This window comes from Streptomyces sp. NPDC086787, from assembly GCF_044745865.1.
Classification (GTDB): domain Bacteria; phylum Actinomycetota; class Actinomycetes; order Streptomycetales; family Streptomycetaceae; genus Streptomyces.
The window spans coordinates 1-21,478 of sequence record NZ_JBIVBC010000013.1; the positions used below are offsets into that span (position 1 = coordinate 1).

The 21,478-nt window shown below is 71.0% G+C and carries 15 protein-coding genes; all 15 read left to right on the top strand.

Annotated features, from left to right (window positions below):
* The 15 genes from ACIPK3_RS25945 to ACIPK3_RS26015 all read left to right on the top strand — a co-directional run bounded on the left by ACIPK3_RS25945 (nt 1) and on the right by ACIPK3_RS26015 (nt 21,478).
* Entirely contained in the window at nt 1–2,256 is a 2,256-nt protein-coding gene (locus ACIPK3_RS25945; protein ID WP_402573326.1) for an ABC transporter permease, read from the top strand.
* 128 nt (nt 2,257–2,384) lie between these two features.
* Nucleotides 2,385–2,777, top strand: coding sequence for a nuclear transport factor 2 family protein (locus ACIPK3_RS25950; RefSeq protein ID WP_402573328.1), 393 nt, complete (start codon nt 2,385–2,387; stop codon nt 2,775–2,777).
* Nucleotides 2,778–2,840: 63 nt separating this feature from the next.
* The gene (locus tag ACIPK3_RS25955; protein ID WP_402573330.1) at nt 2,841–3,656 is read left to right on the top strand and encodes a S1 family peptidase; all 816 of its coding nucleotides are present in this window, start codon (nt 2,841–2,843) and stop codon (nt 3,654–3,656) included.
* Between the two features lie 170 nt (nt 3,657–3,826).
* A complete protein-coding gene (locus ACIPK3_RS25960; RefSeq protein WP_402573591.1) occupies nt 3,827–4,225 on the top strand; it encodes a nuclear transport factor 2 family protein in 399 nt (132 codons plus the stop codon).
* 157 nt (nt 4,226–4,382) lie between these two features.
* The gene (locus ACIPK3_RS25965; protein WP_402573332.1) at nt 4,383–5,042 is read left to right on the top strand and encodes an NADPH-dependent FMN reductase; all 660 of its coding nucleotides are present in this window, start codon (nt 4,383–4,385) and stop codon (nt 5,040–5,042) included.
* A 439-nt stretch (nt 5,043–5,481) separates the two neighbouring features.
* The gene (locus ACIPK3_RS25970) at nt 5,482–6,960 is read left to right on the top strand and encodes a sugar transferase (protein ID WP_402573334.1); all 1,479 of its coding nucleotides are present in this window, start codon (nt 5,482–5,484) and stop codon (nt 6,958–6,960) included.
* 73 nt (nt 6,961–7,033) lie between these two features.
* Nucleotides 7,034–8,362 carry a nucleotide sugar dehydrogenase gene (locus ACIPK3_RS25975; protein WP_402573336.1) on the top strand — a complete coding sequence of 443 codons (1,329 nt, stop codon included), beginning with the start codon at nt 7,034–7,036 and terminating at the stop codon, nt 8,360–8,362.
* Entirely contained in the window at nt 8,352–9,614 is a 1,263-nt protein-coding gene (locus tag ACIPK3_RS25980) for a glycosyltransferase family 4 protein (RefSeq protein ID WP_402573337.1), read from the top strand. Before ACIPK3_RS25975 ends, ACIPK3_RS25980 begins: the two co-directional genes overlap by 11 nt.
* Complete coding sequence (locus ACIPK3_RS25985) at nt 9,611–11,008, top strand: Wzz/FepE/Etk N-terminal domain-containing protein (protein ID WP_402573339.1); 1,398 nt, start codon at nt 9,611–9,613, stop codon at nt 11,006–11,008. Before ACIPK3_RS25980 ends, ACIPK3_RS25985 begins: the two co-directional genes overlap by 4 nt.
* Nucleotides 11,005–12,525, top strand: coding sequence for a Wzz/FepE/Etk N-terminal domain-containing protein (locus ACIPK3_RS25990; protein WP_402573341.1), 1,521 nt, complete (start codon nt 11,005–11,007; stop codon nt 12,523–12,525). Before ACIPK3_RS25985 ends, ACIPK3_RS25990 begins: the two co-directional genes overlap by 4 nt.
* Before the next feature lie 2 nt (nt 12,526–12,527).
* On the top strand, nt 12,528–14,462 hold the full coding sequence (asnB, locus tag ACIPK3_RS25995) for an asparagine synthase (glutamine-hydrolyzing) (RefSeq protein ID WP_402573343.1): 1,935 nt from the start codon (nt 12,528–12,530) through the stop codon (nt 14,460–14,462).
* A gap of 29 nt (nt 14,463–14,491) precedes the next feature.
* Nucleotides 14,492–16,675, top strand: a complete 2,184-nt coding sequence (locus ACIPK3_RS26000; protein WP_402573345.1) for a bi-domain-containing oxidoreductase — start codon at nt 14,492–14,494, stop codon at nt 16,673–16,675.
* Nucleotides 16,672–18,657, top strand: coding sequence for an alginate lyase family protein (locus ACIPK3_RS26005; RefSeq protein WP_402573347.1), 1,986 nt, complete (start codon nt 16,672–16,674; stop codon nt 18,655–18,657). The genes ACIPK3_RS26000 and ACIPK3_RS26005 overlap by 4 nt, the downstream gene beginning before the upstream one ends.
* Nucleotides 18,658–18,666: 9 nt before the next feature.
* A complete protein-coding gene (locus ACIPK3_RS26010) occupies nt 18,667–20,235 on the top strand; it encodes a right-handed parallel beta-helix repeat-containing protein (RefSeq protein ID WP_402573349.1) in 1,569 nt (522 codons plus the stop codon).
* Between the two features lies 1 nt (nt 20,236).
* Complete coding sequence (locus tag ACIPK3_RS26015) at nt 20,237–21,478, top strand: O-antigen ligase domain-containing protein (RefSeq protein ID WP_402573351.1); 1,242 nt, start codon at nt 20,237–20,239, stop codon at nt 21,476–21,478.

Below are 21,478 nucleotides of genomic sequence, written 5' to 3' on the forward strand. Positions count from 1 at the left end.
ATGACCCTCACCGCCGTCGGCGTCGGCATCGGCGTCGCACTCCTCCTCCTCTGCACCGCACTCCCCAACATCTTCTCCGCCCGCCACCGCGTGGAAGTGACCCGCTACGACTACCCGGCCTCCGACACACTCCTCCCCAAGGCCGACAACACCGTCGTCGTCGGACATGTCGACGGCACCTGGCACGACCGGAACATCTATGGCCGGTTCCTTGAACCCGAGGGCAGCAGGGCGCCGCTTCCGCCGGGAGTCGGCCGCTTCCCGGCCAAGGGCGAGATGGTCGTCTCCCCCGCACTCAAGGACCTGCTGGCCTCGGACGACGCCAAGCTGCTTCGCGAGCGGCTGCCGTACAGAATCACCGGCACGATCGGCGAGAGCGGACTCATCGGCTCCCACGAACTCGCCTACTACGCGGGCGCCGAGGGACTGCCGGTGGAGTCGGGCAACTACCACGTGACGCGGATCGCCGAGTTCGGCTACACGGAGACCCACCCCGAAAAGACCGATCCGGTGCTGATCCTGCTGACTCTGGTCGTGTTCGTGGTGCTGCTGACGCCGGTCGCCGTGTTCATCGCCGCCGCCGTCCGCTTCGGCGGCGAACGCCGCGACCGCCGCCTCGCCGCACTGCGCCTGGTCGGCACCGACAGCCACATGACCCGCCGGATCGCCGCGGGCGAGGCCCTCGCCGGAGCCCTCCTCGGACTCGCCGTCGGCACCGGCCTCTTCCTCCTCGGACGCCAGACCCTCGGCACCGTGGAAATAATGGACATCAGCGTCTGGCCCAGCTACCTCGACCCCACCCCCGCGCTCGCCCTGCTGGTCGCGGTGGCGGTCCCGGTCGCCGCCGTACTCGTCACCCTGCTCGCCATGCGCGGCGTGGTCGTCGAACCCCTCGGTGTCGTACGCGCGGCCAAACAGCGCCGCCGCCGGCTGTGGTGGCGACTGCTGCCGCCGCTGGGCGGCCTCGCGATGCTCTACCCGATGATCGGCCAGGGCCGCGACAACGGGAACTTCAACGAGTACCTCGTCATCGGCGGCGTCCTGCTGGTGCTGGTCGGCATCACCGCCCTGCTGCCCTGGGTCGTCGAAGCAGTCGTCGCCCGGCTCGGGACGGGCTCACTGTCCTGGCAACTGGCCGTACGACGGCTCCAGCTGAGCACCGGCACCGCCGCCCGCATGGTCAACGGCATCGCCGTCGCCGTCGCCGGAGCCATCGCACTCCAGATGCTCTTCACCGGCGTGCAGAGCCAGTACACCAAGGACACCGGCAAGGACCCCAGCCGGGCCCAGATGGAGGTCGACCTGACGAACCGGGCGCCGCTGTCCGACGTCGAGCACCGCCTCGCCACCACCAAGGGTGTGAAGACCGTGGCGGCCCTGGCCACCGGCATGTACGGCACCAGGCCCCGGAGCAACGACATGATCACGCTGACCATGGGGTCCTGCGCCGCCCTGCGCGAACTCGCGCACCTCCCCTCCTGCAAGGACGGCGACGTGTTCGTCGGCCGGGCGGACTACGCCGATGCCGACGCCGCCGCCCGCTCGGCGATGAAGTCCGGCCGGCACGTCTATGTCGGCCCGCCACCCGGCAACAACCCGAACGGCACCGGAGTGGCCTGGACCATACCCGCCGGCCTGCGGCAGGTGAACGACCGCGACGACAGCCTGAACGGGGCGTACAACGGTCTGCTGGTCACCCCGGCCGCACTGCCCGACCGGGCCAAGGAGAACCTGGCCGGCCAGGCCTACCTCCGCCTGGACCCGTCGGTACCCGACGTGCGGGAATACGTGCGCACCGCCGCGGCCCAACTCGATCCCGTCGCGGACGCACTGGGCTGGGAGGCCACGACACAGTCGCGGCAGTTCACCTCCGTCCGCACCGGTCTGTTCGTCGGCTCCGCCTTCGTGCTGGCGCTGATCGGCGCGAGCCTGCTCGTCTCCCAGCTGGAGCAGCTGCGCGACCGCAAGAAACTGCTCTCCGCACTGGTCGCCTTCGGCACCCGGCGCCGCACACTCAGCCTGTCGGTGCTGTGGCAGACGGCGGTCCCGGTCGGTCTCGGCCTGGTGGTGGCCGCGACGGTGGGCTTCACCCTCGGCGCGGTGCTGTTGAAGATGACGAACAAGCCGGTGGCCGTGGACTGGGCAAGCATGCTGACCATGACCGGTGTGGGCGCGGCGGTGGTCTTCACGGTCACGCTCCTCAGCCTGCCGCCGCTGCTGCGCATGATGCGCCCGGAGGGCCTGCGCACCGAGTAACCGAGCACCCGCCCCTGCCGTAGGTGACACCCCTCCAGAGATACGTGCGCAACGCACGCGTAAAGTGCTACAGTGGTCGCATTGCGTGCGCAACGCACGCACTGTAGGGCTTCTCGAAAGGAACTCCCATGTCCCGCACCGGAATCAAGGCCGCCCTCACCGACCTGCTCCTCAACGACGAGCTCACCCTCGAAGAGGCCGCCGACCGCCACTTCACCCCCGAATACCGCCAGCGCACCGACGGCGAGTGGGCCGACCGCACCGAGTTCCTCGAGCACATCAGCCACGTTCGCGGCATCGTCGCCGATGCCCGCGTCGAGGTCCACGAGGAGCTCCACGACGGCGCCAAGTACGCCGACCGGCACACCTGCCACATCACCAAGAAGGACGGCAGCACCGTCACCATGGAGGTCTACGTCTTCGCCGACCTCGCCCCCGACGGCCGCTTCAACCGCATCGAGGAAACCACCCTCATGCTCAAGGGGTCCGACGCCGACCGCAACATCGGCAGCGCCCGGTAGGCCCATGCCTCAACGGCGAAGCCAGTCCAAGAAACTGACCGCACGTAAGGAAGCTCTCTCGTGATGATCACCGCCATACGCAAGCGCGCCGTGACGGCACTCTCCGCCACGGCCCTGGTGTACACCGCGCTGTTCAGCGCCGCCGGCCCGGCAGCGGCAGTACAGGGCGGGCAGCCGGCCCGGGCGGCGGACTACCCCTGGGCCGTCGCGATCAAGCCCGTGCTGGTCCCGTTCGCCTTCTGCGGCGGCACGCTCATCGCGCCGAACAAGGTCCTCACCGCCGGGCACTGTGTGGACACCTTCCTGAAGACCCCGGGACTCCTCCAGGTGGTCTCGGGCCGCGACAACATGTGGTCCACGAAGGGCACCAAGGTGGGAGTCGCCCACGTCTGGCGCGATCCGAACTACGCCACCTTCACCTACCAGGGCGAGACCGGCTACCGCAACGACGTCGCCGTACTCACCCTCAAGTCGCCGATCAACGCCCCGACCCTGCCCATTGCCGGTCCCGACTCGAAGGACCTCTACAAGCCGGGCCGGACCGCCCGGATCCTCGGCTGGGGCACCACATCCTCCGGCGCACTCAACGGCGGAGTGCTGCGCACCGCGACCGTCCCGGTGGTCGCCGACTCCTCCTGCGCGGACACCGGCTCGTACGGCGAGGCCTACGACTCCCACCAGTACACCTGCGCGGGCGACTTCGCCCACGGCGGCGTCGACACCTGCGAGTTCGACAGCGGCACCCCGCTCGTGGTCGACGGAGTCCTCGCCGGCATCACCTCCTGGGGCATCGGCTGCGGCAAGCCGGGCCACCCCGGTCTCTACACCCGCGTCAGCAGCTTCTCCTCGGAGATCACCGCCCAGCTCGGCACCAACTGACCCGACGGGCCCGTAGCAACCGGACACGATGGCCGGGGTGGGAGGACACCAACAGACCGTCCCGCTCACCCCGTGCCATCACCGTACTGATCGCCACGGCGGCCATCTGTGCCGCCACCGCCACCACCGCGCATGCCGCCCGTCAGCCCGCCGAGCGGCACTCGCCAAGGATCGTCGCGGACTGGGCCCGCGCCTGGAACGGCACCGACCCGCAGGCGCTCGGCGCCCTGTTCACCGCCGACGGCACCTACACCGACGAAGCCGTGGGTGTCACCTTCCACGGCCGCCAGGAGATCTCCGGCTGGAAGGCCCGCGCCGACAGCCTCATCGACGACGTCCACGTCACCGTGCGCTCCACCCACCGCGACGGCGACCACCTCACCGTCAAGGCCGTCTGCGCCGGCCACCTCAAGGGCGCGCCCGAGCCCTCCGCCGTACCGATGACCACTCTCCTCGACCTCGACCGGAACCACCGCCGGATCGCCTCCGACCAGGACCACTACAGCCTCGCCACCGTCCTCGCCCAGACCGGTCTGCCCGCCGACTGGACCCCGCCGTCCGTCGGCTGACCGATAGTCAGCCAGGGTCGGCCGCACACGTCCCGGGCGAGCGGTACCCCCCCTCCGCCGCACCGCTGGCCCTGGACCAGTGTGTCGTCCCGTGCGGCGGACCGGGCTGGGGAAAACTGGCCACCGGGGACAGTCGCCCGGCGAAAGGGACCGCACGATGACCATGGACGCCCAGTCACCTTCCGTTCGGGTCCTGGTGTTCGGCGCGGCACTGCGCGCCGGATCCACCAACGCGCAGCTCGCCTCGCTGGCGTCGGGCCTGATCGCCGAAGCGGGTGCCGAGGTCGACCTCGCCAGGATGCGGGATTTCGACATGCCGCTGTACGACGAGGACGTGGAGGACTCCACGGGGCTGCCGCCCGGCGCGCTGGCCCTGTGCGAAAGGATCAGGCGCTGCGACGCGTTCGTGATCTCGGCGCCCGAGTACAACGCCTCCGTTCCAGGGCTGCTGAAGAACGCGATCGACTGGGTCTCCCGGGTACGGCCGCAGCCGTTCAAGACCAAGCACGCCCTCCTGCTCTCGTCCTCCCCGTCGATGATCGGCGGCAACCGCGGCCTGTGGGCGCTGCGGGTCCCGCTGGAACATCTGGGCACCCGGGTCTACCCCGACATGTTCAGCCTGCCCCGCGTCCACGAAGCCTTCACCGCCGACGGCCGGCTCGCCCACCCCGGCTCCCACGAACGACTCGCCGAGACCATCTCCGGCTTCATGCGACTGGTGTGCGCCGACGTCGAGTTCGTCTGCCTGCGGCGCCGCTGGTACGAGTTCCCCGGCGACCGCACCGACGCACCGATCACCCACCGGACCGAGGGCTGACCCACGGTCGCGGGCCGGCGTCCGCGACGGCCGGAGGTTCCAGCCGAAAAGCTTGAACACAAATTACATACATACTCTCTTCATACCGGCCCTCGATGGTCTAGATTGACCGTGCTTCAGCTGTTCGGGCACGAGGCGACCAATGATGATCTACAGGTCAGGCGCTACGGAAAGCCAGCATTCGCGCCCCCGGCGCCAGCCGCGGGGTTGATCAATTCATGGAACCCGAGAGGGGGCCTTGGATGTGGGGAGCATCCAAGGGATCGACGGGTTTCGGTGCACCTTGAGCGTGGCAGGACGTGCGAGTCCGCTGCCGCCGGGGTGAGTTGTTCAAGTACCTCTGAAAGAGCCGAATGTCATGCTCGGGGGGCGGGGGCCTCCCGGGCGAAGGAACGGTGTTAGGCGAACAACGTCGAATCACTGGGACCTGGGGGGTTCTGTGCGGCAAGGGGGATTAGTGAGCCCGTTTCCGTCGGCGCGCGAGCGTCTGGCGAACGGGGCGATCAGTCAGCCGACGATCGACTGGGGGCAGCGGTACCGCCGTGCCGTGATCACCACCGACACGGTGGTCACCGCCTTCGTGGTGGCGGCGATCGGCAATTTCTTCGGGGCCCGGGACGCGGCCAACTGGCATGAGAAGTGGGGAATTCTCGCATTCGGCACCGAACTGCTGGTGCTGGGGGCGCTCGCGGTGAACCGGTCCTGGGCTCCGGCGGTGCTCGGCCAGGGCGCGGAGGAGTTCCGCCGGCTCGGGCGCTCACTGCTGACGGCGACCGTCGTGCTGGCACTCGGCGGGATCGCTCTCACCTCGCGGAACATCAAGCTCTGGATCTTCGTCGCGATCCCCGCGATCGCGCTCGTCACCATGACCGCGCGGTATCTGCTGCGCCTCTGGCTGCACAAACAGCGTAAGGAAGGACGGTGTCTGCGACCGGTGCTCGCTGCCGGGAGCCCGGCCACCGTGCGCGACCTGATCACCCGGACCCGCAAGTTCCCGCACCTCGGCTGGCGGGTGGACGCGGTCTGCACGACGGACGGTCTCGGACTCGACGGTGACCAACTGGACGGAGTGCCGGTCGTCGGCCAGTTGGCGGACGTCGCCAACCACGTCCGCCGCGACGGCTACCGTGTCGTAGCGGTCACACCGGACCCGCACTGGTCACCGGACCGGCTGCAGCGGCTGGCCTGGAATCTCGAAGGCAGCGACGCCGAGATGGTCGTGGCCCCCGTGCTGATGGAGGTGGCCGGCCCGCGGCTGCACATCGACGCGGTGCTCGGGATCCCGTTGCTGCGGGTCAGCATGCCGACCTTCACCGGGGGCCGCCGGGCGGTCAAGGGCGTCGTCGACCGGATGGGCGCGTCGATCCTGCTGCTGCTGTTCGCGCCGCTGATGGTGTTCGTCGGTCTGCTCGTGCTGATGGACAGCCGGGGTGGGGTGGTCTACCGCCAGCGCAGAGTCGGCAAGGACGGCCGTGAGTTCACCATCCTCAAGTTCCGCACCATGGTCGCCGGGGCACACGGGGCACGTGCCGAGCTGGCCGACCGCAACGAGGGCGCCGGCCTGCTCTTCAAGCTCCGCCGGGATCCGCGGGTGACCCGGGTGGGAGCGGTGCTGCGCCGGTACTCGATAGATGAACTCCCGCAGCTCTTCAACGTGTTGACCGGTTCGATGTCGCTCGTCGGTCCCCGGCCGCCGTTACCGGAGGAGTCCGCCGCGTACGGCCCGGACATCCGGCGGCGGCTGCTGGTCAAGCCCGGACTCACCGGTCTGTGGCAGATAAGCGGACGCAGCGACCTGTCGTGGGAGGAAGCGGTCCGGCTGGACCTGCGGTACGTGGAGGACTGGTCGCTGGCCCTGGACACAGTGATCTTGTGGAAGACACTGCGTGCGGTGCTCTACGGGCAGGGAGCGTACTGATGCGCGGGGGTCGCCGACCGGCCGGCACCCGGACCGCAGGCCGTGAGGGCCTGCCTGGGGGGAGGAACGGGTCATGAGAGTGAGCGTTTTCGGGCTCGGCTACGTCGGCTGCGTGTCGGCCGCGTGCCTGGCCAGCATGGGTCACGAGGTCATCGGCGTGGACGTGAACCAGGTGAAGGTCGACCTGGTCAACGACGGCAAGGCCCCGGTGGTCGAGGAGCGTATCGGCGAGCTCATAGCCGAGGTCGTGCGGACCGGGGCGTTACGCGCCACCGGCGACGTACGCGAGGCGATCATGGAAAGCGATGTGTCGCTGGTCTGCGTGGGCACGCCGTCGGAGCCCAACGGCAGCCTGTGCACCACGTACTTGGAGCGGGTCACCGAGGAGATCGGCGCCGCGCTGGCGGATCGCGATGGGAGCGGTGGTCGGCACACCGTCGTGTTCCGCAGCACCATGCTCCCGGGCACCTGCCTGAACCTGCTGGTACCCATCCTGGAGAAGTTCGTCGGCGGCACGGCCGGCGTGGACGTCGGGGTCGCGGTCAACCCGGAGTTCCTGCGCGAGGGCACGAGCGTGCGGGACTTCTTCGACCCGCCCAAGACCGTCATCGGCGAAGTCGACCCGGCCAGCGGCGACGCGGTGATGGCGCTGTACGACGGCCTGCCCGGCGAGGTGTTCCGGGTGCCGGTCCCGACGGCCGAGGCGATCAAGTACGCGGACAACGCGTTCCACGGCCTCAAGATCGGCTTCGCCAACGAGCTGGGCGCGGTGTGCCAGGCGCTCGGGGTGGACTCGCACCAGGTGATGGACGTGTTCCTGGCCGACCGCAAGCTCAACATCAGCCCCGCCTATCTGCGGCCCGGCTTCGCCTTCGGTGGCTCCTGCCTGCCCAAGGACCTGCGGAGCCTGGTCCACGCGGCGCAGCGGGCCGACGTCTCGGTACCCATCCTCTCCCATGTGCTGCCCTCCAACTCCGACCATCTGCAACGCGCGGTGGAGCTGGTCGAGCGCACCGGCAAGCGCCGGGTGGGCCTGTTCGGGCTGTCCTTCAAACCCGGCACCGACGACCTCCGCGAGAGCCCGCTGGTCGAACTGGCGGAGAGACTCTTCGGCAAGGGCTACGACCTGCGGATCTACGACGCCAACGTGAGCCTGTCCCGGCTGCTCGGCGCGAACCGCCAGTACATCGAGACCCGGCTGCCGCATCTCGGGCAGCTGCTCGCGGACTCCGTCGGCGAGGTGCTGGAGCACGCCGAGGTGTGCCTGGTCGGGACCAGAGATCCGGAAGTGCTGTCGGCTCTGCCCCATGGCGCCGACGGCCCGGCGATTGTCGACCTCATCCATCTTCCCGACGCCGAGAGGCGTCGGACCGAACCGGGGTACATGGGTCTTGCTTGGTAACACGACCAGCGGCGAACGGGCAGACCGGCGTGCGCTGATCCTGGTGGAGAACCTGTCGGTGCCGTTCGACCGGCGGGTGTGGCAGGAGTGCACGACGCTGCGCGACGCCGGTTGGACGGTGCACGTCATCTGTCCTCAGGGGAGTAAGCGGGACACGGAGGCGGAGGCGGAGATCGACGGGGTGCGGATCCACCGCTACCCACTGCGCGCCGCCACCGGAGGGCCGGCCGGCTACCTGCGGGAGTACGGATCGGCGTTGTGGCACACGGTACGGCTGGCCCGGAAGGTCGGCCCGGTCGACGTGGTCCACGCCTGCAACCCGCCCGACCTGCTGTTCCTGCCGGCTCTGTGGCTGAAGCGGCGCGGAGCACGGTTCGTCTTCGACCAGCACGACCTGGTGCCCGAGCTGTACCTCTCCCGGTTCGACCGGGGCCAGGACCTGCTCTACCGCGCCGTGTGCGCGCTGGAACGGATGACCTACCGGGCCGCGGACGTCGTACTCGCCACCAACGAGAGCTACCGGGACGTCGCGGTGCGCCGTGGCGGTCGGCGGCCGGACGACGTCTTCGTGGTGCGCAGCGCACCCGACGTCGACCGGTTCCACCCCGTACCACCCGAGCCGGAGCTGAAGCGCGGCAAGCCTCATCTGCTGTGCTACCTCGGCGTCATGGGCCCGCAGGACGGCGTCGACTACGCCTTGCGGGCCCTCGCGAAGCTGCGCGACGAGGTCGGGCGCAGCGACTGGCACGCGGTGTTCGTCGGCGGCGGCGACACCTTCGACGCGATGGTGGAGCTGTCCCGGCGGCTCGGACTCTCGGAACAGGTGCAGTTCACCGGGCGCATTCCGGACGCCGATCTGGTGCGCTACCTGTCCACCGCGGACGTGTGCCTCTCCCCCGACCCGCACAATCCGCTCAACGACGTGTCGACCATGAACAAGGTCCTGGAGTACATGGTGATGGGCCGGCCGATCGTCTCCTTCGACCTCCGGGAGGCGCGGGTCTCGGCCGGTGACGCCGCCGTCTACGCGCCCGCCAACGACGAGGCCGAGTTCGCCCGGCTCATCGCGCTGCTGCTGGACGATCCGGAGCAGCGGGCCCACATGGGCAAGATCGGCCAGGAGCGGATCAGTGGGCCGCTCTCCTGGCGGAACTCCCAGAGATCGCTGCTCGCGGCCTACGCCGCTGCCCGCCGCAACGCTCGGGTGTCGACGGGCGACCCGGACCGGGCAGGGCGGAGGCCGCGCCGTTGAGCGATGACACGATACGCCTGGCCACGATCGGACGGATTGTCCGTCGGCGCTGGCGGCTCCTCACCATCCTCACGGTGGTGGGTGCGCTCGTCGGCTACGGCACCTCGCTGCTGTTCCCGCCGCGCTACACGACGTCGGCGTCGGTACTGCTGCCGGGGGCGTGGGAACAGCGCGAGCTGCTGACCCAGACGGAGATCGCGACCAGTTCGGTGGTGGTCGACCGTGCGGCCGCCACGCTCGGCTGGACCGGGGTCAACGGCAGCGATCTGCGGAACCAGGTGAGCGCCAAGGCCTCCGACGGCAACATCATCAAGATCTCGGGCACGGCCGACACCCCGGAGCGCGCGCAGCAGCTCTCCGACCAGGTGGCCCAGCAGTTCGTCACGTTCGCCGCGCGGATCGTGGACGCCAACACCGACCCCGAGGCGTCGGCGCAACTCGACGAACTGCGGCAGATGGTGGTGCAGACCAGCCGCCGCATCACCGAGCTGGCCGATGCGACCGATCCGGGACAGACCGTGGAGAGCGTCCAGACCCGCACCGAGCTCGAGAAGCTGCGCACCTCACTGCAGGGCGCCATCAACAAGCTGGACCAGGCCGACCCGGCCGCCAACAAGGCCAACATGGTCGTCATGGGACCGGCGGCCCGGCCGGCCGGAGAGGCACCGCCGACGAGGACGCAGCTCATCGTCGCCGGGGCACTGCTGTTCTTCCTGCTCGCGGTCATCGGCCATCTCACCGCCGCCCGGATGAGTCGCCGGCTGCGCACCCAGCCGGAGATCGCCGCGGCGCTGGGCTCGGCGCTCCTCGGCACCGTCGACGTACCCGACGAACGGCCCGCGCAGCGGCCGGAAGGCCGTGGCCCGCGGGCCCGGATCCGCCGGCTGCTGGGCGTCGACACCAGATGGGACGTACCTGCCCCGCAGACGTCCGGCGACGACGCCGGCAGACAGATCCGCTACCGGCGGGTGTGCGCCCGTCTCCGGGACCAGCTGCCGGCTCCCCGGCGACTGCTGGTTGTCGTCCCGGAGGGCGACGAGATCGCCCTCCGGGCCGCCGGGCAGCTCGTCACCGCGGCCGAGAACGATCCTTCCCCGGGCTCTTCGGGCAGGAGATGCCCCATGCTGCGGGTGGTGGGGGTTTCGGTGTCCCAGCCGATGGTGCCGGACCGCGACAACGAGTCCGGCGCCCTGGTCGTGCTCAGCGCGGGCAGCTGGACCGCCGAGGAACTCGGCGGCATCGCCGAGGCGTGTGCGGACGCCAAGCACGAGATCGTCGGCGTCGTCCTCGCCGCCGCGGTCCGGGTCCGTTCGACGCGGTCCACCGGCCTGCCGCGGGATGCCGCCACACCGGCGCTCGCGGTCGGCGCGGACGCGACGGGAGGTTCAGGGTGACGACGAGTACGACTTCGCAGTCGTCGGCCGCTGCTCCGCTGCTCGACCTTCAGGCGCTGGTGGTGGCGGTGCGCAGACGGCGCCGCCTGTGGTGCTCCGCGGCGCTGCTGGGGCTGCTCATCGGCGCGGCCGTGGCGTTCCTGCTGCCACCACCGCCGACCGCGGTGACCAAGGTGCTGGTCGCGCATCAGGCCGACCAGCCGAACGACCCCGGAACGCTGATCCGCACCGACGTCGGACTGCTGCAGACCACGCGGATCGCCGGTGCGGCCCTGAAGTCCCTCGGCTCCCCGGAAAAACCGGAGGACTTCATGCGGGACTACGGGGGGATCGGCCTGACCAACAACCTGCTGCAGATCACTGTGACGGGTGACAGCGACGCGGAGGCGATCGCCCGCGCCAAGGCGCTGGCCGACGCGTTCGTCGCGGACCATGTGAGGCGGATACAGGAAGCCGCCAAGGCCGAGTCCCAGGCCCTGCTCGACCAGCGTGACCGCATGCGGGCCGATCTCGCCAAGGTCAACAAGTCGATCGGGAACAGCTCCTCGGACGGTGGGCCGAAGGCGTCGGCCGACCTGGAGTCGCTCTTCGCCCGCCGGGCCGAACTCACCTCGCGGATCACCGACTTCGGCCAGCGTGCCGCCGAGGCACGCATCGGCGCGCCCCAACTCGTCGCCGGCACACAGGTGGTGGACGCCCCACGCGCGGTGCCGCACTCCCTGCCCAGAACCGCTGCCACCAACGCCGTGATCGGGCTCGTCCTCGGGCTCGTCCTCGGACTCGTGGTGGCCGCGGTCGGCACGGTGGTGGCGGACCGCCCCGTGCTGCGCCGGGAGATCGCGGCGAACCTCGGCGCCTCGGTCATCGCGGAGCTGCCCCGCCGCCCGGCCCGGCTGTGGCGGCGCCGGCGGGTCCGGGCGGCACGTGAACGGCTCACCGCGTCACTGGCCCGCACCGTGCGCAACTCCCCGGAACCGGTGTCGCTGCTGGAACTGGGCTGTGTGCGCGGCACGAGCGCGATCGCCCTGGATCTCGCCAGGGCCCTGGCGGCGGAGGGACCGGTGGTCGTCATCGACGGTCTGCCCGGCCTTCAGCTCGCCAACCGCCGTACCAAGCCGGGAGATCCGACCGTGGTCAGCGGCGAGCGTGCCCCGGCCGTGTCGCATCAGGAGAGCCGGGTCGGCGTCGGCTCGGTGGCGCCCGGCACGGCGTGGACCGACCTCCAGTACCTCGGCACCCGGACCGTGCTCGTCGTGCGTGCCGGACACGGCAGCGCCGCATGGCTGCACACCGTGGCGCGGCAGCTCGCGGACCAGGCCATCGCGGTGATCGGCGTGGTGCTGATCGACCCCGATCCGCGTGACCGGACCGACGGCACGCTGTGGGACGGGCTGCACACCGCGCTGCGCGGCCGGAGCGAGCGGCCGGCCCGACACAACGGGGCGGACCGGCAGCGGGCCGAGCAGCTGCCGATGCGGGCGGCACGCGTCCCGGACAACGACCAGGAGGCGCGCTAGACATGTGTGGCATCGCAGGCACTTACCGCTGGCCGGACGGGAAGGTCGTGGCCGACCGGCTCACCGATGTCCTCGCCCACCGCGGTCCGGACGGGGCGGGCCGGTACAGCCACCCCGTCGGTGACGGCGAAGTGCACCTCGGGCACCGTCGGCTGGCCATCGTGGACCTGTCCGGGACCGGCGCCCAGCCGATGGCCTCGGACGGCCTGGTCCTGACGTACAACGGCGAGCTGTACAACGCGCCCGAGCTGCGTGCCGAACTGGCGGCCGCCGGGGTGCGCTTCCGCGGTACCTCCGACACCGAGGTGCTGCTCGAGGCCTGGCGGCGCTGGGGCACGGACTGCCTGCCCCGGCTGCGCGGCATGTTCGCGTTCGGGATCTTCGACGAGCGGACCGGTGAGCTGGTGCTGGCCCGCGACCAGCTCGGCATCAAGCCGCTGTTCCTGCTCCGGCGCGGCGAGGGTCTGGTGTTCGCCTCCGAGCTCAAGGCGCTCGCCGCCGTGACCGGTGGTTCGCTGGAGGTGGACCACGCGGCGCTGGTGGCCTCGCTGCTGTACTACTGGGTGCCGGACTCGCGGTGCGCGTTTCGCGAGGCGGAGAAGCTGCCGCCGGGGAGCTGGCTCCGGTGCCGGCCCGACGGCCGGGTGGAGCGCGGCCGGTACTGGAATCTGAGAGACGTCGCCGCCGAGGGCCGGGAGCGGTCCCGCAGCGGCGAACAGCCGGACCTGGCTGCCATCGTCGAGGAGTCGACCCGGCGGCACATGCTCTCGGACGTACCCGTGGCGACCTTCCTCTCCGGCGGTCTCGACTCCAGCTATCTGACCGCGCTCGCGGCCCGCCACCAGCCCGGGATCTCGGCCTACACGATCGGGTTCCGCCCCGAGGACGCCAGGTTCGAGGCGATGCCGGACGACCTGCGCTATGCGCGGCAGGTGGCCGAGCGGTTCGGCGTCGACCTGCACGAGATCGAGATCGCTCCGAACGTGCTCGACCTGCTGCCGCGGATGACGTACGCCCTGGACGAGCCGATCGGCGACCCGGCCGCGATCAACACGTTCCTGATCTGCTCGGCCGCCCGGGAGGCCGGGGTCAAGGTGATGCTCTCGGGGATGGGTGCCGACGAGCTGTTCGCCGGCTACCGAAAGCACCTGGCCAACACGATCGCGCTGCGCTACCAGCGCATCCCGCGGCCCCTGCGGCGCGGCCTGTCCAGGGCCGTGGACCGGCTGCCGGTCGCCACGGCCCGCCGGGGCTACCGGTCGGTGCGCTTCGCCAAGCGGTTCCTCTCCTTCGCCGACCTGCCGGAGGAGACCGCGTTCCGGCGCAGCTACACCATGTACGACCAGGAGGAGCTGCTCGCCCTGATCGATCCGGACCTGGCCGGGACGGTCGATGACGTGCTGACCGAGCACGCGGACGTCTACCAGGACAACGACCTCGACGACTTCGTCAACCGCATGTGCCTGGGCGACGCCCGGATGTTCCTGCCGGGCCTGAACCTCGCCTACACGGACCGGTCGAGCATGGCCGCGTCGACCGAGGTGCGGGTGCCGTACGTGGACGTCGAGGTGGTCAGGGCGGCGTTCGCCGTGCCCGGTGACCGCAAGATCGTCGGACGGCAGGGCAAGGCCGTCCTCAAGGAGGCAGCCACCTCAGTCCTGCCCCGGGAGATCGTGTACCGGCCGAAGGGCCTGTTCAGCGCACCGCTGCGGGCCTGGATGAGCCGGGATCTGGCACCGCTGGTGCGCGAGGTGGTGAACGACGGCGTGCTCGTCGGTTCCGGGTTCCTGCGCCGCGACGCGCTGGCGCGGATGGTCGCCGAGGACGCGGCCGGGCAGCGGGACTTCTCCAAGCATCTCTGGCATGTGCTGACCCTCGAGTACTGGTACCGCGACGCGACCTCCGGGTCCGGCCAGAACGCTCGCTCGGCAGCGTAGAAGACAGCTCAGAAACAAGGGGACTTCGGGTGAAACAGGTAGTGCAGAACTACAAGAGCGGCGAGCTTGCGGTGCTCGACGTACCGGTGCCGGGGTGCAAGCCGGGCGGTGTGCTGGTCCGCACCGCCTACTCGCTGATATCCACCGGGACCGAGCTCATGAAGGTGTCCGAGGCCGGCATGTCGATGCTGGGCAAGGCCCGCTCCCGGCCGGACCAGGTGGCCAAGGTCATGCAGAGCGTGGCCACCAACGGAGTGCCCGCCACTTACCGCAAGGTGATGGGCAAGCTGGACTCGTACACGCCGCTCGGCTACTCGCTGTGCGGGGTGGTCGAGCAGGTCGGCGCCGGGATCGACGACGTGAAGGTCGGCGACCTCGTGTCCTGCGCCGGCAACGAGCACGCGCTGCACGCCGAGTTGAACTGGGTGCCGAAGAACCTCTACACCCCGGTGCCGGACGGCCTCGCGCCGCGGCACGCGGCCTTCGGCACCGTCGGGTCGATCGCGATGCAGGGCGTCCGCCAGGGCGAGCCGCAGCTCGGCGAGGTGGCGCTGGTCATCGGCCTCGGGCTGATCGGGCAGCTCGTGGTGCAGCTCCTCGGTGCCGCGGGAGTCCGCGTCGTCGGGGTCGACCCCGACCCGGCGCGCTGCGAGCTCGCCGAGCGTCTGGGCGCCGCCGCCTGCGGCGATCCCGCGTCCGCGGCCGTGGAGGCCGCCGTCGCCGAACTCACCGGCGGTCATGGCGTGGACCAGGTGTACCTGGCCGCCGGTGGCGGCAGCAACCAGCCCGTCGAGCTGGCCGCGCGGCTCTGCCGGGACCGCGGCCGGGTCGTCGACATCGGCAAGTGCCGACTGGACCTGCCGTGGAACGCGTACTACGAGAAGGAGCTCGACGTCCGGTTCTCCCGCTCGTACGGCCCCGGGCGCTACGACCCGGAGTACGAGCTCGAAGGCCGGGACTACCCGATCGGCTACGTGCGCTGGACCGAGCGCCGCAACCTGGCGTGCTTCCTCGATCTCCTCGCCCGCGGCAGCGTCGACGTGGAGCCCCTGGTCTCCCACGTCGCCGACTTCGACGCCGCCGTCGAGACGTACCAGCGCCTGAAGGACGGCGATCTGAAGGCCGTGGCCGTGCTGTTCCGGTACCAGGCACACGCCACGGAGGCGGAGGCCGCCCCGGTGGTGGCCGTGCCCGCGGTGCGACGCGGCGGCGGGACCTCCGCCCCGGCCCGGGCCGCGAAGGCGCCGGTGCGGCTGGCGTTCGTGGGCGCGGGAAACTACGCGACGTCGATGCTGCTGCCGCACCTGGCACAGCGCGACGGCGTCGAGTTGTCCACGGTCGTCACCACGACGGCGCTGTCCGCGGCCAACGCGAAGCGGAAGTTCGGCTTCGCCGAGGCGACCACCGATCTCGATGCCGTGCTCGGGGACAAGTCCATCGACGCGGTGTTCGTCGTCACCCGGCACAGCTCGCACGCCGAACTGACCCGGCAGGCGCTGCTGGCCGGCAAGACGGTGTTCGTGGAGAAGCCGCTGGCACTCACCGAGAACGAGCTGGCCGGCGTGCTCGCGGCGGTCGAGGAATCCGGCAACGACCGGCTGCAGGTGGGCTTCAACCGCCGGTTCGCGCCGCTGCTGCAGGAGGCCAGGAAGCGGTTCGGCACCCGGACCGGTCCGGCGAGCCTTCGCTACCTGGTCAACGCGGGCCGGCTGCAACACGGCAGCTGGTACCTCCAACAGGGCACCGAGGGCTCGCGGTTCGCCGGTGAGGGCGGACACTTCATCGACACGGCGAGCTGGCTGCTGGAGGCCGACCCGGTCTCGGTGTACGCGACCGCCACGTCCGGCAACGACGACCTCCAGGTCGTGCTGCACTACCCGGACGGGTCCACGGCCACCATCAGCTATGTCACCACCGGCCCGGCCGGCTTCCCCAAGGAGACGCTGGACCTGGTCGCGGACGGCCGCGCGCTGCGGCTCGACGACTTCGTCCGCGCCTCGGTCTACGGCCGTAGGCGGTGGGTCAGTTCGCGGCTGCCCAAGGCCCGGGACAAGGGCCAGTCCGCAGAACTGGCCGCGTTCATCAGGGCCGTGCGGACCGGCGGCCCGATGCCGGTGCCGCTGGAGTCGCTGGTCGCGACCACGGCGGCCACCCTCGCCGTACAGGCCGGTCTGGCCGGCGGCGCGCCGGTGACGTTGGCGAGGGCGCGATGACGGTGAGCGCGGGGGGTGCGGGCTGGTACCTGCGGCGGCTGTCCCGGATGGGTCCGCGGGAGGTCGGCGGCCGGGTGGGCGACGCGGTGCGCAGGCGGCGGTGGCGGTCGGCCCCGCCGGACGGCCCGAGCGTGACCGGCGCCCGGTTCACCGCCGTACTGCCCGCGGGGACGATCGCCGCGGTGCCACCGGACGCCGCGAAGCGTCTCATCGCCGAGGCGGACCGGCTGATGGCCGGGCACGCCGAGTACTTCGGGGTGGGCCGCGACGACCTGGCCGACCCGGACTGGTGCTACGACCCGAAGACCGGGCGCCGGGCGCCGTGGGGCTACGCCTTCGACGTGCCGTACCGGAACGAGGACGCGGTCGGGGACATCAAGCAGATCTGGGAGCTGTCCCGGCACCAGTACCTGACCGTGCTCGCCGCCGCCTACGCGGTCACCGGGGACGAGCGGTACGCCGAGCGGGTGGCCGGGCATCTGCGCTCGTGGTGGGCGGCCAACGCGCCGCTGCGCGGAGTGCACTGGACCAGCGGCATCGAGCTGGGGATCCGGCTGCTGTCCTGGGTGTGGATCCGCCGGCTGCTCGACGGCTGGCCGGGCGCGGCCGGGCTGTTCGAGGGCAACCCGGTGGCACTCCGCCAGATCTGGCACCACCAGCGCTGGCTGGCCGCCTTCCCCAGCCGGGGGTCTTCGGCGAACAACCACGTCATCGCCGAGGCCGCCGGGCAGTTCGCCGCGGCCTGTGCGTTCGGGTGGTTCCCCGCCTCGGCACGCTGGCGGGCCGACGCGCTGCGGTCGCTGGAGCGGCAGTTGCGGGGCAACACCTTCGCCTCCGGCCTCAACCGCGAGCTGGCCACCGAGTACCACGGACTGGTGCTGGAACTCGGCCTGGCCGCGGTGGCCGAGGCGGACACCGCCGGCGTGCCGGTCCCCGCGTCGATCCGGCTGGTGCTGCTGCGGATGACCGACGCGCTCGCGGCCATCGTGGACAACCGGCTGCGGCCGCCGCGCCAGGGGGACGCGGACGACGGGCACGGGCTGGTCGTGGACGGCACGGGCACCGACCGCTGGGCCTCGCTGCTGGCCACCGGGGACGCCGTGTTCGGCCGGCTCGCCTGGTGGCCGACGGTGACCGGCACCGATGTGCGCACCCCGCTGCTGGCCGCGCTCATCCGGTCGTACCCGAAGAACGGAACGGCGCCGGCCGTGTCCCGCCCGGCGAGTCGGCCGGCCCATTTCGCCGACGCGGGCATGACCATCCTGCGCGGTCCGGAGGAGATCTGGTGCCGCTGCGACGGTGGTCCGCACGGATTCCTGTCCATCGCCGCGCACGCCCACGCGGACGCGCTGTCCGTGGAGGTCCGGCACGACGGGGTCGACGTGCTCGCCGACCCGGGTACGTTCTGCTACCACGGGCAGCCCGAGTGGCGGCAGTACTTCCGGTCGACGCTCGGCCACAACACCCTGCAGTTGGACGGGGACGACCAGTCCGTCTCCGGCGGCCCGTTCCTGTGGACCCGGCATGCCCGCAGCAGCGTCCTGGTCGCGGACCCGTCCGACGCCTCCGACGTGGGAGCGGTCCGCTGGTGCGCCGAACACGACGGCTACCAGGGCTCCTTGCACCGCCGCCGGGTGGAGCTGACGGCCGCGAGCCAGGAGCTGAGAGTGGTCGACGAGGTGCGCGGCCCGCGCCGGGCCGTGCGCCTGGCGTTCCACCTCGGCCCGGCGATCGCCGCGGACCTGGTGGACAACCGGGCCCAGCTCACCTGGACCCGGGACGGCGAGGACCGCTCCGCGACGCTCGACCTGCCCGGGCAGCTGACCTGGCGGGCGCACCGCGGCGAGAGCGAGCCGCCGCTGGGCTGGTACTCCCCCGGTTTCGGCCGCAAGGAACCCGCCACAACGCTGGTCGGCACCGGCTTCGTCGACGGCACCGCGCCGTCGGGCGAGTTCACCACCGTACTCAGGTTCCGCGGCTAGGGGCCTGTGATGGATCTTCGTGGAGGAAGGAGCACCCGCCGCGCGGCGACCGCGCGTGGGGGATTCAAGTGGCGGCACTGGGCGTTACCGGCGGCACTGCTGGTGCTGGCCCTGTCCGCGACGACCGGCTGTGAGAGCACGCCGGGCACGCGGCCGAAACCGACCGCCGCGCCGCCCACGTCCGTGGCCCGGGTGTGCGCCCAACCCGCGGCCGGGCCGGCGAAGGCGCCGGCCGGCGCGGTGACGGTCGACCCCACGGTCACCGGTGACCTGGCCGCGAAGACCAAGAGCAGCCCCCCGCACACCACGTTCTGGCTTCGGCCGGGCAGGCACCGGCTCGAACCGGACCGCTACGCCCAGGTCGTCCCCAAGGAGGGGGACATCTACCTCGGCGCGCCGGGCGCGGTGCTCGACGGCCGGAAGACCAACCAGTACGCGTTCGGCGGCACCGCCCGCGACGTCACCATCCGCCACCTGACCGTGCAGGGATTCGTCGCGCCGCGCGACGAGGGCGTGGTCAACCACGACTCGGCCGACGGGTGGGTGATCGAGCACGCGACTATCCAGTACAACTCCGGCGCCGGGCTGATGGCCGGGGCCCGCCAGCGCGTCCGCGCCAGCTGCCTGCGCGGCAACGGTCAGTACGGCATGAACGCCTACAAGGCCAACGGCCCCATCAGCGGCCTGCTGGTCGAGGGCAACGAGATCGTGGGCAACAACAGGGACGACTGGGAACGGCGGCAGCCGGGCTGCGGCTGCACCGGAGGCGTCAAGTTCTGGGCCGTCAACGGCGCCGACGTACTCCGCAACTGGGTGCACGACAACCGCGGAGCCGGGTTGTGGGCGGACACCAACAACAACGACTTCCGCATCGAGGACAACGTCCTCGAGGCCAACGACGGTGCCGCGCTGATCTACGAGACCAGCTACAACGCGGTCATCCGGAGGAACACGATCAGGCGGAACAACTGGGTCGAGGGCCGCAAGTACGCCGACCGCGGCGACAACTTCCCGTTCGCGACCGTCTACCTGTCCGAGTCCGGCGGCGAACCACGGGTCCCGGCCCGCACGGACAAGATCGAGATCTATCGGAACGTGCTGGAGAACAACTGGTCCGGGATCACTCTGTGGGAGAACGCCGACCGGTTCTGCAACAGCCCGGCCAACACCTCGTCCGGTGACTGCACGTTGCTGGTGAAGAACACCGGCCGCTGCGCACGGCCGGCGATCGCCACCGCACCGCTCTACGCCGACTGCCGTTGGAAGACCCAGCGGGTGGACATCCACGGCAACCGCTTCGTGCTGGACAAGTCCGTCGTCGGCTGCACGGTGAAGTGCGACCGCATGGCGGTGCTGGCCAACTACGGCACCTATCCGGACTGGTCGCCGTACCAGGGCGAGCGAGTGGCCGAGGCGATCACCGGCAGGCAGCACAACCGCTGGCACGACAACGCCTACGTCGGCCCATGGAAGTTCGTCGCCCACGACCCGAGCCGGATACTCGACTTCACGCAGTGGCAGGGCACGCCGTACCAGCAGGACGCGGGCAGCACCTTCCGTGCACAGGGCGGTGGTTGAGATGAGCCCCGACCACACGGACCACTCGCCGAGGATCGTCGGGGCGGCCTGGGGGCTGCTGATCCTCAACACGCTCGGCTCCGCTGGAGCGAAGACCATCGTCCCGCTGCCCCGCTCCCTCATCCAGATGGCCACCATGGGGTCGCTGGTCGCCGCGTTCGCGCTGGCGCTCATGGTCAATCTCCGGCTGCGCATCCGACCCAGCGCCTACGTCCTCCTGCTCACCCTGCTGCTGGTGCCGAGCGTGATCTCCAGCGCGAACCTGGAGTCCGGGTTCGGCGCGCTGTTCCGCTGCGCCCGGCTGGCTCTCTTCGTCGGCACACTGTGGCTGCTCAGCCGCTGGTGGGACGGCGGCCTCACCTTCGTCCGGCACCACATCCGGATGTACTTCGCGGTGCTCGGGTCGGTGGCCGCCGGCCTGGTCATCTCACCGGGCGCGGCGCTGCCCGACCTCTACGGCGGGCGGCTGGTCGGCGCGTTGTGGCCGCTCACCCCGCCGCAGATCGGACAGTACGCCGCGGTGATCATCGGACTCACCGTGCTGCTCGTTCTGGACCACCGGGCCGACGGCACCAGCGCGGCGCTGGTCATCGTGCCCTCACTCGTCCTGCTCGCCCTGACCCATACCCGGACGGCCACGCTCGGCCTGCTCGTCGGGCTGGCGCTGGCGATCGGCTCGCTCATCCTGACCAGCGCCGCCGCCCGCCGGTTCTTCGCCTGGGCGGTGCTGTGCGCCGTCGTGGCCGCGGTGGGGTTCGCCTCCGCGCTGCAGGCGTGGTTCCTGCGCGGGCAGAGCCAGGAGAACTTCACCAGTCTCACCGGTCGCGCCAAGGTCTGGGACGCCCTGCTGGCGGCACCGCGGACGACCACGGAGTACCTGTTCGGCATGGGCCTGGGCGACAAGTCGTTCGGCGGTCTGCCGATCGACAACAGCTGGCTGGCCGTCTACAACGAGCAGGGAGTGACCGGCGTCGGCCTGGTGGCGGCGATCATCGTCGTGCTGGGCGGCGTCGCGTTGCTGCGGCCACCGTCGCTGTCGAGGGCCTGCGCGATCTTCCTGATCAGCTACTGCGCGATCGCCTCGTACACCGAGGCCGGACTGGGCGACGCCTCGCCGTATCTGCTGCACCTGGCCGTGGCCGCCTCGCTGCTGGCGACACCTGCCCCGGCCGCTCCCCTCCCGGCGCCCGAGGTTCCTCGACGACGCGTCCCGCGATGGGCCCAGAGATCGGACGTGACCTGA